The following is a 15471-nucleotide window of genomic DNA, read 5'->3' on the forward strand; positions in this document are numbered from 1 at the left end:
TGAAATATAGTTTTAAAACTTGTCAATAATAAATATATAATGAATTAAACGAGGTGTAAGGGTTGATAAAAGAAGCATTAAATGTGCTAAATGAATACTATGGTTATAAAGATTTTAGAAAGTCTCAAAAATCTGTAATTGACAGCATATTGTGTAAAAAAGATACTTTAGCTGTTATGCCTACAGGTGGTGGTAAATCAATTTGTTATCAAATACCAGCACTATTATTTGATGGAATTACTATTGTTATTTCGCCACTAATATCTCTTATGAAGGATCAAGTGGATAACATAAAAGACTTAGGCATAAGCGCAGAGTATATAAATAGTTCTCTTAGTTCTAATAAAATTCAAGAAATTACTGAAAAATTAAATGAGGACAAAATAAAATTACTTTATTTAGCACCGGAAAGATTAGAGGCTTCAGAGTTTTGTGAATTTATGAAAAAACTAAATATATCCCAAATAGCTGTAGATGAAGCACATTGTGTATCACAGTGGGGACATGACTTTAGAACAAGCTATAGATACATAGGTAGTTTTATAGGAAGCCTTCCAAAACGTCCAGTGGTAAGCGCCTTTACCGCAACTGCAACTGAAGAAGTGCGAAAGGATATTGTGAAGTTAATAGAGCTAAATGAACCAGAAGTTTTTATATCGGGGTTTGATAGGGAAAACTTAAAAATTAATGTTTTAAAGATACCAAACAGATTAAAATACGTATTAAATTACATAAGCGAAAATAAAGACCAATCTGGAATAATATATGTATCCACCAGAAAAGAAGCAGATCATATTTATGAAAATCTTATTGAAAATAACATATCTGCAGCAAGGTATCATGCAGGTTTACCGGATGCTGAAAGAAAGCAAAATCAAGAAGATTTTGTATATGATAGGATTAATGTCATGGTTGCAACTAACGCTTTTGGTATGGGAATAGATAAATCAAACGTGCGGTTTGTAATTCATTATAATATGCCTAAAAATATTGAAGGCTATTATCAAGAAATAGGAAGAGCTGGCCGTGACGGTGAAAAAAGTGAATGTATTTTATTGTTTTCTGCTCAGGATATAATAACTCAGAAATATTTAATAGAAGTTGGAACCCAAAATCCTGAAAGAAGAATAAATGACTATAAAAAACTGCAAACTATGATTGACTTTGTTCACCATAATGGATGCCTTAGAAAATACATATTGAATTATTTTGGTGAAGAAACTGAATATGAAGATTGTGAAAACTGTAGTAACTGTTTAAGTGAAGGGGAACCAGTTGATAGGACGGTAGAGGCCCAAAAAGTTTTATCTTGTATATATAGAATGAAGAGGGATTTTGGAGTAAACACAATTGTAGATGTATTAAGAGGTTCAGCTCAAAAAAAAATACTTCAGTATAGATTTAATGAATTATCTACTTATGGAATAATGAAGAATTACTCAAAAAAAGATCTGGCGGAATTTATAAACACTTTGATATCTCACGACTTTATAAGTTTAAAGGAAGGTGAGTATCCTACAGTTGTATTTAGTGAAAAATCTATGGATATATTAAAGGGAGAAGAAAGGGTAATTTTCAAGGAATCAGTAAAAGTACAAAAAATCACTGAAGATAATGAATTGTTTGGGGTGTTAAAAGCCTTACGTAAAGATATAGCTTCAAATGAAGGGGTGCCACCATACTTCATATTCCCTGATAATACGCTTAAGGAGATGAGTGTAAGATTTCCTTCTAATAAAGAACAGATATTTGATATATCAGGTGTAGGACAAGTGAAATATGAAAAATATGGTGAAACATTTTTAGAAATTATTAATGATTATGTAACAAAAAACAATATTGAAGTTAAATGGACAGACAAATCAGAAGTAAGCTTGCAAGAAAAAGCAACCAATAATCTTAGAAGTAGTAAGGTGAAAACTCAAGATGTAACAGTAAATATGATTAAAGAAGGCAAAAGTATAATAGAAGTTGCTAAAGAAAGGGAAATAACGGTATCAACTGTATTGGGGCATATTGAAAAATATATAAATGATGAAAATTCAGAAAAAGTTGAATTTAATTTAGAGGGTATTTTCACTGAAAAAGAAGAGAAAGAGATTATGGAAGCTACTGCTGAATTAGGGGTAGACAGACTTGCTCCAATAAAGGCTAAGGTATCTCAGAAAATAACATATGATGCAATAAGAGCAGTTATATTAAAAAATTATGTTTTGAGGGATAAATTATGAAATGGCAAATAAAAAAATATGAGGAATTAACTCCAGATGAGATATATGAGATACTTAGAATACGGAATGAAGTATTTATATCAGAACAAAAATGTCCATATGTAGATGTAGACGGTAAAGATAAAAATTCATATCATTTGTTTCTTAGTGAGGGGAAAAGTATTATATTTTATTTAAGAATTTTAGAAAAAGGAGTATCTTATGATGAAATATCTATAGGAAGGGTATTAGTTAATTCGAAATTTCGTGGCAAAAGTTTTGCAAGGATGGGATTAAATAAAGCAATAGAATTTATAGAAGATAAATTAAATGAAAATACAATTAAAATATCTGCACAAGCCTATTTAAAAAAATTTTACGGAAGTTTAGGTTTCCATGAAGTGTCTGAAGTTTATTTGGAAGATGACATTCCTCATATTGAAATGGTGTATAAATCGCTGAAAAATAATCCATTGTAGTTAAGACTTAAATTTAGGTTATATTTCCCTATTAATTTGAATAGTTAATAGGGGAGGGGATATGATGAGAAAAATAGTTAGAACAGCAAATTGTCCAAGTTGTGGCTCTGTGAAATTAAAAATAAAACCGAGTAATGGTAAGGTAGATTATTTCTGTGCAGAATGTGGAATACATGTTGAAAGAACTAAATGTGAGACTTTTACATCTTTTGATAGTAAATGTGAAGAATGTGGTAATGATATTTTTAAAGTTAAAATTGAAGAAAAAGAAGATAAAGTATTTTGGACTCCATTTTGCATAGAATGTCATGGACAACCTGCCTTGATTTGTATAGATTATGAAGGAAATGAATTTGACTTTAAAGAAAGAGAACAACTAATAATTAAAAATTCTATGGATTTGTTTGAAGCAAGGCTTGTAAAAACAGAACATAGTTTTTACACATTTAATGAAAAAGTAGATAAACTAAAAGATATTATGAATAAAAATAAATATAAGGCCTTAAATATAGATAAATAATATTAAAGTAGGTGAAAAATATATGAGCGGATATAACGGTACTTTAGCATATGATTTTATAGATAGAGCTTTTGAGCACAATATTAGAGCAAAAGTAATTTCAATTGAGCATATTAGAGAACTTCAAAAATACATAATAGGTACAATGAAAGATTTTTCCGATGTTGATCAAAATTTAGGAAAATATTTAAAAAAATTTAATTATGAAATGGCAGAAGGTTTTAAGGATGCGAAATCAATTATTGTTATAGCTGTGCCGCAACCAATATCTAGAATATATTTTACATTGAACTCAAAAAAATATGCTGTTATAATGCCGCCAATGTATCTATTTAATAGTAGTTATGAGTTGGAGGACAAGCAAAAGAAAATAATAGAAGTTACTAAAATTGTTGAAAATATTCTTAACTATGAAGATTTTAAATTAGTAAAAATAAATCTTCCATGCAAACTTACGGCTGTAAAAAGTGGGCTTGGAGTTTATGGCAGAAACAATATCTGTTACATTAACAATGAAAGCAGTTTCTTTTGGCTTGCAACTTATATTTCGGACATGCCCTGTGTAGATGATACATGGATAGAGTCGCCTACTACAATGAAAAAATGCAGTGATTGTAATGCATGCTTGAAAAATTGCCCTACAAATGCAATAGCTGATGACAGATTTCTTATACATGCCAATAAATGCATTACATTACAAAATGAAAGTGAAAAAGATTTTCCAATATGGTTAAAGCCAAGTTGGAATAATTCAATAATAGGTTGCATGAGATGCCAAAGCATATGCCCAGTAAATAAAAAATACATTACAAAAATAAAAGATTTAGTCCAATTCGATGCCACAGAAACAAAAATGATACTGGAAAACGTCCCATTACATAAGCTTCCTGAAATAACATATAAAAAAATAGATGATATTAATTTTATTCAGGATTATAAAATACTTGCTAGAAATTTAAAAGTTCTGATAAAATAAAATTTTGCACATAAAATATAGTGGAAAGGTGATGTAAAGTTATGAGTATAGATTTGAGTAAATCAATTATAGATGTTATTAAATATAGAACTTCCATAAGAACTTATGATAACAATTCGCTTTCAAAAGAACTTAAAAACAAATTGGAAAACCACATAGGTAGTGTAGCAGGACCATTTGATGAAAATGTAAATCTACAAATAATTGACAAAGATGATAAAAGCAATGAAAGTGTAAAACTTGGTACATATGGAGTAATAAAAGGTGGGAAATCTTTTATTTTAGCTGCTATAAAGAACAACTCGGAGGCTTTGTTAAATTTAGGATATATTTTAGAAGATGTTATTTTATATGCTACAAAGTTAGGGGTTGGAACTGTATGGCTTGGGGGAACCTTTAATAGAGGAGAATTTGCAAAAGTAGCAAATATTACGGATAATGAAATATTACCTATTGTTGTACCTATTGGCATTCCAGCTGAGAAAAGAAGTATAACTGAAAAGATGATGAGATTTGTTTCTGGTGGACAAAAAAGAAAAAACTTTAATGAGATATTTTTTTATGAAAATTTTGAAAAAAGCCTTGATGAAACAAAAGCTGGTGATTACGTTAAAGCTTTAGAAATGGTAAGATTAGCACCTTCTGCTTCAAATAAGCAACCGTGGAGAATTTTAATGACCAGTGATAGCTTTTACTTTTTTTTAAGTCATGCCAAAGGCTATCAATCTATGGGCTTCGATATGCAAAAAATTGATATAGGAATTGCTATGTATCATTTTGAGGCTACAGCTAAAGAATTAAATTTAAAAGGGCATTGGACAAAAGAAAAAGAAAACATAAACTCTGTTCCAGCTGAAACAGAGTTTATTATTAGATGGATTAAAGATTAATTTTAAGTTAATAATAATGAGGATATCCTTATATTACTTACCTCTAGGTAAGTTAACTTACCGCAAAGTGCCTACTTGTTAGTTCTTATATATTAAAGTACACTTAAAATCGTAGCTAGGTTAACAAAGTTATAATGTAGATAAATTTAATATTGGAGGAGATAAAATGAAGGTAGTTGCGTTTAATGGAAGTCCGAATAAAAAGGGAAATACTTATGGAGCTATAAAATTAGTAGCTGATGAACTGGAAAAAGAGGGTATTGAGGTTGAAATAATAAATGTTGGAAGTCAAGTAGTAAGAGGATGTATTGCATGTGGTGGCTGTGGTAGAAATAAAAACGAAAAATGTGTTTTACCTGGAGATTCTTTGAATGAATGGGTTCAAAAAATGAAAGAAGCTGATGGTATAATACTTGGATCACCTGTACATTATTCAGGAGTAGCAGGAACAATGAAGTCATTTTTAGATAGAGCATTTTATGTGGCTGGAAGTAACGGTAATTTGTTAAGACATAAGGTGGGAGCTTCAGTGGTTGCAGTAAGACGTACTGGCGGAATGCCAACTTTTCAGCAATTAAATAATTATATAAATTATTCTGAAATGCTTATGCCAGCTTCAAGCTATTGGAATGTCATCCATGGCACAGCACCAGGAGAAATTCACGGAGATGAAGAAGGAGTTCAGATAATGAGAACTTTAGGACAAAATATGGCTTGGTTAATGAAATTGGTTCAGAATGGTAAAGGCAAGGTTTCAGAGCCTGAGAAAGAAAATAAAATATTTACAAATTTCATAAGATAATTAACTACAAAAGTTTTTATAGTTATTAAGTTGAAGTTTTGTAAATAATAAAATCCTTGATAGTAAATTTATTATCGGGGATTTTATTATTTAAATTTAATTTTCAGTAACTATTTAATTTAAAAATATGTTGCTATGTGGTATTATATTAGTATATAGTAAAAAATGTTTAAAGTTAAGCTTGTTACTGGGGGAATTTGTTATGGATAATGATATGTTAAGATGCCAAGAGACACTAGGTGATGCTTGCATAAAAATAGTTTACTTAATAGGCAAGCTAAAACAAAAAGATTTAATTAATGAAAAAGAATACTTTAATCAAACACATAAGAAAAAAGAATTTTTAAAAAACATTTCACAAACTTGTTAATAGCATTTGAATTAGAGTAGGTCAAAATACAAATTCTCATTTTTGGGTTTTATTTTGCTCTTGATAGAATTCTTCAATTAACTTGTCCAACTCTTCACTAACCTTAAGTATATCGTCTTTACATAGATTTTCTTCGTTAGATAGTAAATCATTCAAATAGTCTCTCAAAATCTCCATTTTTTCATTTATATCCATAATATTTAATCCTCTTCTATTTATTATATTAATTACAACTAAATGTCAGTAATTTAATTTTAATATAATCATAACATTAAATCAATAAATATATTTTTACAGTTATAGTGATATTTGAATAAAGTGCATTTTTGCGGCCCAATTTTTTTCAAATGGAATATTCAAAAAATTGGGAGTGTGTTGCGAAATTAAAGGATAATCATTATATAGGTAAGTAATAGTAGCAGAATGAGATATCCTTCCATTATTGTTTTCATAAAAAATCACATCGCCAGGCTCTAACATATTAATATAAGGCACTTCTTTACCTTTAATACCATATAAATTATTTTTATCATTGTTCTTTAAATATAAATAAAGCTCTTCAGCTACGGACCAAGAAAACGACCATCTAGAGGACTTATACCACCAAGGGTTTTTACCTGAAAAAATCATAGGTGCACCTCCTGCAAGCATACATTGAGAAGTAAAATTTGTGCAGTCACCTCCGTTATCTTCGTATACTGGAATATATTTAAAGGCTGGATTTGGAGTTTGCGCATAATTAAAAGCATAATTTACAGCTCTAACCTTAGAATATGTCAAATTTGATTTATAATTCATAATTTTCTCCTAATATTAATTACAATATATTTTATGATAGAAATTGATAAAAGTAACTAAAAATTTTAATCTAAATTTAATCTGTTGATATGATAATAATAGCAGAGACATTAAATAAATTATTGCATTTCACTTTATTAGTAAAAGAGGTTAGAATTATGTATTCAAATATTTTAAAACAAATAAACATATTTGACAATTATGTTTTATTTATTATAAACAGAAAAATGAAAAACAAGTATTTGGATAAAGTAATGCCTGTTATAACCAGTTTAGGCAATTTAGGCGTGGTATGGCTTGCTATAGCAGTAATTTTATTATTTGTTGAAAAAAACAAGTCCATCGGAGAAGTAGTTATATTAACAATGATATTTAGTACTATTGTTGGCGAAGGAATAATAAAACATTTAGTTAAAAGAGTTAGGCCATGCAATCAAAAGAATAATAGTACGCTTTTGATTGTAAAGCCTATATCGTATTCATTTCCTTCTGGACATACTTTATCTTCTTTTGCTGCAGCAGAGGTATTATCTATTTATTTTATTAACTATAAAATTATTTTTATTACAATAGCATTGTTAATAGCACTATCAAGAATATATTTATATGTACATTATCCAACTGATGTTATAGCAGGAATGTTAATTGGGATTTTGTGTTCCAAATTGATATTTATAATTCTACAAGAAATTTATATTAATAACGTGGGCACTTTTTTAAAAAACATACTTTAGGGGAGAAAATAACATGAATATGGCGATTTTTAGATTTATAAACAATTTAGCAATGAAAAATATGATTTTGGATAACATAATGATTATATTTTCAAAATATGTACCATTTTTGTTTATTGCAATTTCAGTAGTAGTTTTTATTTTAGGAATTAAAGAAAAACATTTAAATTATAGACAAGTAGTATTTAGTACTTTATTTATTGCAGTAGTAAACTTAATCTTAAGTTTTATAATTGGAGGTATATATTATGTAGACAGACCATTTGTTCATAATAAGGTGAATTTGTTAATTAATCATACAAAAGATGCCTCTTTTCCAAGTGATCATGCAATAGGTACAATGAGCATAGCCTTAGGTCTTCAAAAATACAATAAAGTAGTGGGAATAACATTAACTATATTGTCCTTAATAGTAGGAGTCTCAAGAGTATATGTTGGCAATCACTATCCTATTGATGTTATAGGCGCATATATAATTGCTATTATAACTACTTATATTTATAATGTTATATTAAGAAGCAAAATGGAAAAAATATATGAAATAGTAGAAAAAAAGATATTTCTAACTTTGGGATTTAAGAAATTATACAATGAAGTGGAGTTGTAGAAGTATAAAGAGGCGAATTTATGGAAAAATTTAAAATACTTATAGTTGAAGATGAAAAACAAATGGCAATGTTTATTGAAATGGAACTGAAACATGAAGGTTACGAGGTAGATATAGCTTATGATGGGTTAACTGCAATAAAAAAAGTGGAAAAACACAATTTTGATATTATCATTCTTGATATAATGCTTCCAGGTTTAAATGGTATGGAGGTTTGCAGGGAGATAAGAAAATCTTATAAAGTTCCAATTATAATGCTTACAGCTAAAAGTGATATAAGGGATAAGGTTAATGGACTAGACATTGGCGCCAATGATTATATAACCAAACCTTTTGCTATCGAAGAACTACTTGCAAGAATAAGAGTAATTCAGAGAAATACCACAGTAAGCCTCGATGAGATACGATTTGATGATTTAATTATGAACAATAAAATGCATAAAGTAATGCGTGGAGATAAGCAAATAGATTTAACCAAAAAGGAGTATGACTTGTTAGAGACTTTACTTATTAATAAAAACATAGTTTTAACTAGAGAAAAACTTATAGAAAAAGTTTGGGGATACGATTATGAAGGAGATACAAATGTGGTAGATGTCTTTATAAGATATCTTAGAAGTAAAATTGATGATAATTTTCAAAATAAATTAATATCTACCGTTAGAGGGGTAGGATATGTAATTAAAGGTGATAAATAGATGAAATTTAGTTTTATTAGAAATGCCAAAATCTCTATTAAATTAACAATAATTTATGCATTTATGTTTTCCTTTATATTACTTATATTAAACGCTTCAGTTCTATACGGAATAAAAAATTATTTCTATTCACAGGCTAATAAGCAAATAAGTGACGTGAAAAATATAGTTTTAAATGATGTAAGTGATGGAACTTATAACATTGATATAACTGATAAAAAATTATTGCTAAGTATACCTAACAAAGAAAACTTATTTATAAAGATTACTAAAGAAAATGGTGAAATACTAAACATTTCAGATAGGTATTATTATAAAATCAAAATTGATAACAATTACAATGAAATTAAGCATCTTGAGGAAAGAGACAGACATTTGCTTTTTGAAAATGTGAGCATTAAAAGTTACCAATATGGTACTGTTACATTACAAATAGTGAAGGATATGGATAAAGAGTACGATTTTATGAAAATACTATTTGCGTTAATGGCAATATCGGATTTTATTGGCGTGATTTCTTCAATTATCATTGGATACATAATAAGTAAAAAATTATTAAAACCTATTGCTAAGCTTACTAAGGCAGCAGAAAATATAAGCATTAACAATTTGAAAGAAAGAATTGATATTGAAGGCCCGGATGATGAACTTAGAAGACTTGCTAGTACTTTTAATAATATGATAAATAGGCTTCAAGACTCATTTGATAGACAAACTCAATTTGTTGCGGATGCATCGCATGAACTTAGAACCCCAACTGCTGTTATTAGTGGTTATGCTAATTTACTGGATAGGTGGGGAAAAGATGATAGGAGTGCCTTAGAAAAATCAATTTATGCTATTAAATTGGAATCCTCTAATATGGCCAAAATCATAGAAGAACTACTTTTTCTTGCAAAAGGTGACAGTAATAACAATCAAATTGAAAAAACTCATTTTTTCATTAATGAATTAATAAATGAAGTTATAATGGAAAGTAAGCTTATAGATAAAGATCATAATGTATTTACTGAAAAAAATGATAATGTTAATGTATTTGTAGATTATAAAATGATAAAACAGGTTTTAAGGATAATTATTGATAACAGTATAAAATTTACACCTAAAGATGGTGATATTATTATAAATTCTACAGCTTATAAAAATGTATTAGAAATAACTATAAGTGATACAGGAATAGGCATACCTGAAAATGAAATAGATAAGATATTTAATAGATTTTATACTGTAGATAAATCTAGGTCTAAAGAAAAAGGTGGAAGTGGGCTGGGGCTTCCTATTGCTAAATGGATAGTAGAAATGCATGGTGGAACTATAAAGGTATTTAGTGAAGAAGGAAAAGGAACTAAGACAATTATAAAATTTAAACTTGAAATTTAGAGGCATGTATGATAAACTACAGACAAATAAAATTGAATTCTTACCTAGGGTAGAGGAGCTATAATTATGATTATTTATTCTTAGCTGGCAGGCAATTAGGAATAAGGAAAGGAATTATGGCCGAAGATTACACTTTGGCAAAGGGGTAATCTGGTTTTGTATAAAATATATACAAAATTGTCACTATTGGTTTTATAGTGGAGAGCTACAAGGTGCACGTGCATTGTTAATATTGAATTTCTGATAATAACAGCAAAGGTGTTCCTTTGCTGTTATTTTTTTATACTAATAATTGCCCTTTGGTAAGAGGAAGGCTGGGATAATATGAAAATTAAAGGTGTTTTGGTACCACTTATCACTCCATTTTTGGATGGGAAGGTTGATTTTGAATCCTACAAAAATATGATTAAACATTATTCAGACAAAGGAGTAGCAGGATTTATTCCATTAGCAACAACTGGTGAAACACCAACTTTATCTGATTATGAATATGAAAGTTTGCTCCATAAAACTATTGAGTATAATGAAAAAAAATTACCTGTATATATAGGGTTTGGCGGAAATAACACTGAGAAGATGGCTAGGGAGATAAACAAGTTTGAAAAATACAATATTCAAGGACTTTTATCTGTATGCCCATACTATAACAGACCAGACCAAAGAGGTATATATGCCCATTTTAAAAGACTTTCAGAAGCTACACCTCTTGATATAATCTTGTACAATATACCATATAGAACTGGTAGAAATATTGAAAATGATACTGTAAGAAAATTAGCAGAACTTAAAAACATAGTTGGAATAAAAGATGCCTGTGGTGATTTTAGTCAAAGTACGGAATTACTATTAAATCGTCCAAAGGACTTTTCAATATTAACAGGAGAAGATGCATTTTTTTACAACACTTTAGCTCTTGGCGGCGATGGTGGAATTATGGCATCAGCGCATCTTAATACAGAAAAATTTATTGAAGTATATAATAAGATGAAAAACAATGATCACATTGGAGCTTTTGAAATTTGGAAGGAAATATCAAATGTTATACCTTTATTATTTGAAGAACCTAATCCAGCTCCTATCAAATACTGTTTATATAAATTGGGATTAATAAAATCTCAAGAGGTAAGACTACCATTAGTTGAAATATCAAAGACTTTGGCAGACAAACTTAATAAAAATTTATAATAATACCTTAAAATCCATACCATATATGATAAAATATTGGTATGGATTTTTATTAATAATTTGAAGGTGATTGAAATGGAAAATAAAATAAAAAAAGTTAGAACTTTGGCAGAGACAAAATTTTTAAGTCTTTATGATGTGGAATATAAAAATAAAATGGGAAAAATAAAAAATTGGACGGTAGCTTCAAGAAAAGATTTTGAAACACTTAAGGGACAATATCTAGAAGGTAAGGAAGAAAAAATAGATGCAGCAATTATAGCAGCATTACATGTGGATACAAAAAAAATTGTATGTGTACGCCAATTTAGGGTACCTTTAAATGATTATGTGTATGAACTTCCTGCTGGTCTCATAGATGGAGATGAAAAATTTGACGTTGCAGCTAAAAGAGAGCTTAAGGAAGAGACAGGGCTTGATCTTTTAAAGATAAATCATGAAAAAACTAAAAAAGGTGTATATGCTTCTGCTGGAATGACAGACGAATCTGCAGCCATAGTATTTTGCACTTGTAGTGGATGTATATCAAAGGAAAATTTAGAAGAAGATGAAGACATAGAGGTTGTAATGTTATCAAAAGATGAAGTAAAAGAATTATTAAAAAAAGATGTTAAAATGGATATGCGAGCATTTATAATGCTTCAGGCATTTGTAGAACTTGGAGAAAAATTATTTGATTAGTAAATGGGAGTTGTTTGTATGTATTTGGAACAATGTAATCAATATTTACGAAGTGTAGAACTTAAAAAAGAAAAAATAGGATCTTTTTCAAGATACCCTTTTTCTTTACCAGCAATAAAGAGTCTATCAAAGCTACATTTTCATCCAAAAGTAACCTTTATTGTTGGTGAAAATGGTTCAGGTAAATCAACTATTTTAGAGGCAATTGCCATTGCCTATGGATTTAATCCAGAGGGAGGATCTATTAATTTTGATTTCTCTTCAAAGGACACACACTCACAATTACATGAATATATTAAGCTAATCAAAGGCATAAAAAAGCCAAAGGATACATTTTTTTTGAGAGCTGAAAGTTTTTATAACTTTGCAACCAATGTAGATGAACTTGATAAAATAGTACCAGGGCTTTTTTCTTCATATGGTGGTACATCTTTACATAACAAATCTCATGGAGAATCATTTTTCGCGGTATTTATGAATAGATTTTTAGGAAGTGGTTTGTATATACTTGATGAGCCAGAGGCTGCATTATCACCAGCAAGACAAATGTCAATGTTATCAAGAATGCATCAGCTGACTTCTGATAATTCACAATTTATTATTGCTACTCATTCACCGATAATAATGGCTTATCCAGATGCTAAAATATATGAGATTAAAGAGGACATTAGAGAAGTTTCTTATGAGGAGACGGACAATTATCAAATTATGAAACATTTTATAAATAATACAGATAGCATGCTTCGTATACTCCTAAAGGATAACTAGCGAAAAGAGTAATTACTTAGTTGATGAAACATAAATATTATCTTTTATGTAAAATCTCCAAAGAAAATCTTTATATTCTTCTGCATAATCAATTCCGATTCTTTTAGAAGAAACAATCTGAAAATCATTATAATTATGATCATCTATATAGAAAATCTTACTGACACACATATCTTCTTTATTTAAATTTTTATCTATATTAAATGCATTGCAGAGTTTCCCAGGTCCATTTGTTAAGTTTTTTATTTGTTTATTTGTTATCATATTGTAAGAAATCTTAAATCTATTAAATGACATTGTATCAAAGCCTTCTAAGGGTTCTAATGCTCTTATCAAAACAGCCTGAGGAACGCCTTCTTCACGAGTAACAACATTAAAACAATAATACATTCCATAAATGAGATAAATATAGGATACTCCTGGCTTGCCGTACATTACTTCTACTCTCGGCGTCTTTTTTCCACCATAAGAGTGAGCAGCCTTATCTTCAATTCCTAAATAAGCTTCGGTTTCAACTATTTTAGCAGAAAGTTTTTTGCCGTTAATTTCATGAACTAGGACTTTTCCTAAAAGTTCTTTAGCAACTGTAATAGTGTCTCTTTCAAAAAAATCTCGTGTTAACTTTTTCATTAATGCTGCCTCCTACATTGAAGAATATACTGATATTATATATTTGTATTATTAACTTTACAACTAATTATATAAGGGCATTTATATTTTTTGTAGTTTGAATTATAATTTATTGGAGGAATAACATTTATATTTGTAATATAAAGAAATTGCGAAGCAACTGGTTAAAGATTTTTACTCTACTACGTGAGTAAAAAGGTGAAAGATTGCCAGAGTGGCAAGATTAAAGAATTAACGGTAATGCCGTTAATGGTGAGAGAATTTGCTTTAAGCAAAAGGGTTAGGATGATTTTTCTACGCTATGCTGCGAAAAATCTTTGAACTTAAATTTATAAATCTAAAGTATTTTATACTTCATTTTTTTGACCGAATGTCTTTATTGTTGGTTCATAAATATTTGTTACAATATTAACCATAATATGAACACCAAAGGCTACGCCTAAAAACAAAACCTACGGTTAAAACATATTGTAGAGTTTTCTCTAAATATTAAGACATATAAATTTAAATTCATTATTTTTCTGACGTAGAAAGAAAAATTTCCTTTACCTGTTGCATAAGTAACTTCTCTCACCTTTGACGGCTTTAGCCTCGTCAATTCTTCCATCTAGCCGAAGGCTTTCTTTAATTTTTTTATCTAGCTTTAGCTATGATAAAATTCTTTAGTCTTTGCTTCGCAATTTATAACTACTATGATCAAATTTTAATTAAGCGGCAAATTATAGCTTAATGAAGAAAGGAGAAAATTGTATGACACCAAAAAAATTAAAAAAAGGTGATGAAATTAGAATAATAGCACCAGCACGAAGTCTAGCACTTATAAATAATGAAACAAGAACAATAGCAAATAATTATTTTAAAAAAATAGGGCTAAAAATTAGCTTTTCAAAAAACTGTGAGATTATAGATGGATTTTCATCCTCCTCCATAGATGAAAGAATAAGTGACTTACATGAAGCTTTTTCAGACAGAAATGTGAAAGGGATACTAACGGTAATTGGGGGGCATAATTCTAATCAATTGTTAAAATACATAGATTACGATTTAATTAAGAAAAACCCCAAAATAGTATGTGGATTTTCTGATATAACAGCTTTAGCAAATGCAATTTACGCAAAGACTGGGCTTGTTACATATTCAGGACCACATTATTCAACCTTTGGTATGAAAAAAGGTATTGAGTACACATCAGAATATTTTAAAAAATGTCTGTTTGAAAATGAAGACATAAAACTTAATGCCTCACTAAAGTGGAGTGATGATCAATGGTTTTTAAATCAGGAAAATAGAGTTTTTCATGACAATACTGGATATAAAATAATAAATAAAGGAAGAGCCAAAGGAAAAATAATTGGAGGTAATCTTTGTACATTGAATTTACTACAAGGTACAGAATTTATGCCAGATTTAACTGATAGTATATTGTTTATAGAAGATGATGAACTAACATTTAAAGAAAACTTTGATAGAGATTTGCAATCGCTTATACAGCAACCAAATTTTAATAAAGTAAGAGCTGTTATAATAGGGAGATTCCAGATTGCCTCAGAAATAAGTGAAGGTGATTTGTTTAAAATAATAAAGTCAAAAAGTGAATTAGAAAAGCTTCCTGTAGTATATAATGTAGACTTTGGACATACTACGCCACATATAACTTTTCCAATTGGAGGGTTTGCTGAAGTTTGTGCAGAAGATGAAGTTACAATAAATATAAAAGAACATTAAGCCTATGCTTAATGTTCT

Annotated in this window: 20 protein-coding genes and 1 riboswitch; of the genes, 16 read left to right on the forward strand and 4 right to left on the reverse strand. The window is 28.9% G+C overall.

The window, feature by feature from the left end:
• Window positions 1–62: 62 nt before the first annotated feature.
• From recQ to B8978_RS19775, 7 genes are all read left to right on the forward strand, one after another.
• Complete coding sequence (gene recQ / locus B8978_RS07105; RefSeq protein WP_423236707.1) at window positions 63–2231, forward strand: DNA helicase RecQ; 2169 nt, start codon at window positions 63–65, stop codon at window positions 2229–2231.
• Entirely contained in the window at window positions 2228–2689 is a 462-nt protein-coding gene (locus B8978_RS07110; protein ID WP_084114945.1) for a GNAT family N-acetyltransferase, read from the forward strand. The genes recQ and B8978_RS07110 overlap by 4 nt, the downstream gene beginning before the upstream one ends.
• Before the next feature lie 64 nt (window positions 2690–2753).
• The gene (locus B8978_RS07115; RefSeq protein ID WP_084114946.1) at window positions 2754–3209 is read left to right on the forward strand and encodes a hypothetical protein; all 456 of its coding nucleotides are present in this window, start codon (window positions 2754–2756) and stop codon (window positions 3207–3209) included.
• 22 nt (window positions 3210–3231) lie between these two features.
• Window positions 3232–4185 (forward strand): 4Fe-4S double cluster binding domain-containing protein, encoded by a 954-nt coding sequence (locus B8978_RS07120; RefSeq protein WP_084114947.1) that lies wholly within the window; start codon window positions 3232–3234, stop codon window positions 4183–4185.
• 41 nt (window positions 4186–4226) lie between these two features.
• Complete coding sequence (locus B8978_RS07125) at window positions 4227–5075, forward strand: nitroreductase family protein (protein ID WP_084114948.1); 849 nt, start codon at window positions 4227–4229, stop codon at window positions 5073–5075.
• Between the two features lie 166 nt (window positions 5076–5241).
• The gene (locus tag B8978_RS07130; RefSeq protein WP_084114949.1) at window positions 5242–5877 is read left to right on the forward strand and encodes a flavodoxin family protein; all 636 of its coding nucleotides are present in this window, start codon (window positions 5242–5244) and stop codon (window positions 5875–5877) included.
• Between the two features lie 202 nt (window positions 5878–6079).
• Entirely contained in the window at window positions 6080–6247 is a 168-nt protein-coding gene (locus B8978_RS19775; protein WP_176212631.1) for a hypothetical protein, read from the forward strand.
• Window positions 6248–6283: 36 nt separating this feature from the next.
• Here the strand turns inward: B8978_RS19775 and B8978_RS07135 are convergent, their stop codons facing one another.
• A complete protein-coding gene (locus B8978_RS07135) occupies window positions 6284–6424 on the reverse strand; it encodes a Spo0E family sporulation regulatory protein-aspartic acid phosphatase (RefSeq protein ID WP_176212632.1) in 141 nt (46 codons plus the stop codon).
• 120 nt (window positions 6425–6544) lie between these two features.
• Window positions 6545–7045, reverse strand: coding sequence for an amidase domain-containing protein (locus tag B8978_RS07140; protein WP_084114951.1), 501 nt, complete (start codon window positions 7043–7045; stop codon window positions 6545–6547).
• 158 nt (window positions 7046–7203) lie between these two features.
• Here B8978_RS07140 and B8978_RS07145 point away from each other — a divergent pair, with 158 nt between their 5' ends.
• The 7 genes from B8978_RS07145 to B8978_RS07175 all read left to right on the forward strand — a co-directional run bounded on the left by B8978_RS07145 (window position 7204) and on the right by B8978_RS07175 (window position 13098).
• Complete coding sequence (locus tag B8978_RS07145; protein ID WP_084114952.1) at window positions 7204–7779, forward strand: phosphatase PAP2 family protein; 576 nt, start codon at window positions 7204–7206, stop codon at window positions 7777–7779.
• Between the two features lie 13 nt (window positions 7780–7792).
• Window positions 7793–8386 (forward strand): phosphatase PAP2 family protein, encoded by a 594-nt coding sequence (locus B8978_RS07150; RefSeq protein WP_084114953.1) that lies wholly within the window; start codon window positions 7793–7795, stop codon window positions 8384–8386.
• 20 nt (window positions 8387–8406) lie between these two features.
• Window positions 8407–9084 (forward strand): response regulator transcription factor, encoded by a 678-nt coding sequence (locus tag B8978_RS07155; RefSeq protein ID WP_084114954.1) that lies wholly within the window; start codon window positions 8407–8409, stop codon window positions 9082–9084.
• Window positions 9085–10464: a sensor histidine kinase gene (locus tag B8978_RS07160; protein WP_084114955.1), complete on the forward strand. Its 1380-nt coding sequence runs from the start codon at window positions 9085–9087 to the stop codon at window positions 10462–10464.
• Between the two features lie 42 nt (window positions 10465–10506).
• A riboswitch (Lysine riboswitch) is annotated at window positions 10507–10680 on the forward strand.
• Window positions 10681–10788: 108 nt separating this feature from the next.
• The gene (dapA, locus tag B8978_RS07165) at window positions 10789–11649 is read left to right on the forward strand and encodes a 4-hydroxy-tetrahydrodipicolinate synthase (protein ID WP_084114956.1); all 861 of its coding nucleotides are present in this window, start codon (window positions 10789–10791) and stop codon (window positions 11647–11649) included.
• Window positions 11650–11724: 75 nt separating this feature from the next.
• On the forward strand, window positions 11725–12330 hold the full coding sequence (locus B8978_RS07170) for an NUDIX hydrolase (RefSeq protein WP_084114957.1): 606 nt from the start codon (window positions 11725–11727) through the stop codon (window positions 12328–12330).
• Window positions 12331–12348: 18 nt separating this feature from the next.
• Entirely contained in the window at window positions 12349–13098 is a 750-nt protein-coding gene (locus B8978_RS07175) for an AAA family ATPase (protein WP_084114958.1), read from the forward strand.
• Between the two features lie 12 nt (window positions 13099–13110).
• Here B8978_RS07175 and B8978_RS07180 read toward each other — a convergent pair whose 3' ends face one another.
• Window positions 13111–13728 (reverse strand): DNA-3-methyladenine glycosylase, encoded by a 618-nt coding sequence (locus B8978_RS07180; RefSeq protein ID WP_084114959.1) that lies wholly within the window; start codon window positions 13726–13728, stop codon window positions 13111–13113.
• A gap of 198 nt (window positions 13729–13926) precedes the next feature.
• On the opposite strand from B8978_RS07180, the gene B8978_RS20385 reads away from it, so the two are divergent.
• Window positions 13927–14049, forward strand: coding sequence for a hypothetical protein (locus B8978_RS20385; RefSeq protein WP_278326796.1), 123 nt, complete (start codon window positions 13927–13929; stop codon window positions 14047–14049).
• 118 nt (window positions 14050–14167) lie between these two features.
• Here B8978_RS20385 and B8978_RS19780 read toward each other — a convergent pair whose 3' ends face one another.
• Entirely contained in the window at window positions 14168–14335 is a 168-nt protein-coding gene (locus B8978_RS19780; RefSeq protein ID WP_176212633.1) for a hypothetical protein, read from the reverse strand.
• Between the two features lie 143 nt (window positions 14336–14478).
• Between B8978_RS19780 and B8978_RS07185 the strand changes: the two genes are divergently transcribed.
• Complete coding sequence (locus B8978_RS07185; protein WP_084114960.1) at window positions 14479–15453, forward strand: S66 family peptidase; 975 nt, start codon at window positions 14479–14481, stop codon at window positions 15451–15453.
• Window positions 15454–15471 lie beyond the last annotated feature (18 nt).

Origin of the sequence: Clostridium acidisoli DSM 12555 (genome assembly GCF_900176305.1) — a bacterium.
Lineage (GTDB): Bacteria > Bacillota > Clostridia > Clostridiales > Clostridiaceae > Clostridium_I > Clostridium_I acidisoli.

What these genes read in the sequence shown, in the direction of transcription:
- B8978_RS07110 (WP_084114945.1), top strand. Translation starts at nt 2,228, where the DNA reads ATGAAATGGCAAATAAAAAAATATGAGGAATTAACTCCAGATGAGATA.
- B8978_RS07115 (WP_084114946.1), top strand. Translation starts at nt 2,754, where the DNA reads ATGAGAAAAATAGTTAGAACAGCAAATTGTCCAAGTTGTGGCTCTGTG.
- B8978_RS07120 (WP_084114947.1), top strand. Translation starts at nt 3,232, where the DNA reads ATGAGCGGATATAACGGTACTTTAGCATATGATTTTATAGATAGAGCT.
- B8978_RS07125 (WP_084114948.1), top strand. Translation starts at nt 4,227, where the DNA reads ATGAGTATAGATTTGAGTAAATCAATTATAGATGTTATTAAATATAGA.
- B8978_RS07130 (WP_084114949.1), top strand. Translation starts at nt 5,242, where the DNA reads ATGAAGGTAGTTGCGTTTAATGGAAGTCCGAATAAAAAGGGAAATACT.
- B8978_RS19775 (WP_176212631.1), top strand. Translation starts at nt 6,080, where the DNA reads ATGGATAATGATATGTTAAGATGCCAAGAGACACTAGGTGATGCTTGC.
- B8978_RS07135 (WP_176212632.1), bottom strand. Translation starts at nt 6,424, where the DNA reads ATGGAGATTTTGAGAGACTATTTGAATGATTTACTATCTAACGAAGAA.
- B8978_RS07140 (WP_084114951.1), bottom strand. Translation starts at nt 7,045, where the DNA reads ATGAATTATAAATCAAATTTGACATATTCTAAGGTTAGAGCTGTAAAT.
- B8978_RS07145 (WP_084114952.1), top strand. Translation starts at nt 7,204, where the DNA reads ATGTATTCAAATATTTTAAAACAAATAAACATATTTGACAATTATGTT.
- B8978_RS07150 (WP_084114953.1), top strand. Translation starts at nt 7,793, where the DNA reads ATGAATATGGCGATTTTTAGATTTATAAACAATTTAGCAATGAAAAAT.
- B8978_RS07155 (WP_084114954.1), top strand. Translation starts at nt 8,407, where the DNA reads ATGGAAAAATTTAAAATACTTATAGTTGAAGATGAAAAACAAATGGCA.
- B8978_RS07160 (WP_084114955.1), top strand. Translation starts at nt 9,085, where the DNA reads ATGAAATTTAGTTTTATTAGAAATGCCAAAATCTCTATTAAATTAACA.
- dapA (WP_084114956.1), top strand. Translation starts at nt 10,789, where the DNA reads ATGAAAATTAAAGGTGTTTTGGTACCACTTATCACTCCATTTTTGGAT.
- B8978_RS07170 (WP_084114957.1), top strand. Translation starts at nt 11,725, where the DNA reads ATGGAAAATAAAATAAAAAAAGTTAGAACTTTGGCAGAGACAAAATTT.
- B8978_RS07175 (WP_084114958.1), top strand. Translation starts at nt 12,349, where the DNA reads ATGTATTTGGAACAATGTAATCAATATTTACGAAGTGTAGAACTTAAA.
- B8978_RS07180 (WP_084114959.1), bottom strand. Translation starts at nt 13,728, where the DNA reads ATGAAAAAGTTAACACGAGATTTTTTTGAAAGAGACACTATTACAGTT.
- B8978_RS19780 (WP_176212633.1), bottom strand. Translation starts at nt 14,335, where the DNA reads ATGGAAGAATTGACGAGGCTAAAGCCGTCAAAGGTGAGAGAAGTTACT.
- B8978_RS07185 (WP_084114960.1), top strand. Translation starts at nt 14,479, where the DNA reads ATGACACCAAAAAAATTAAAAAAAGGTGATGAAATTAGAATAATAGCA.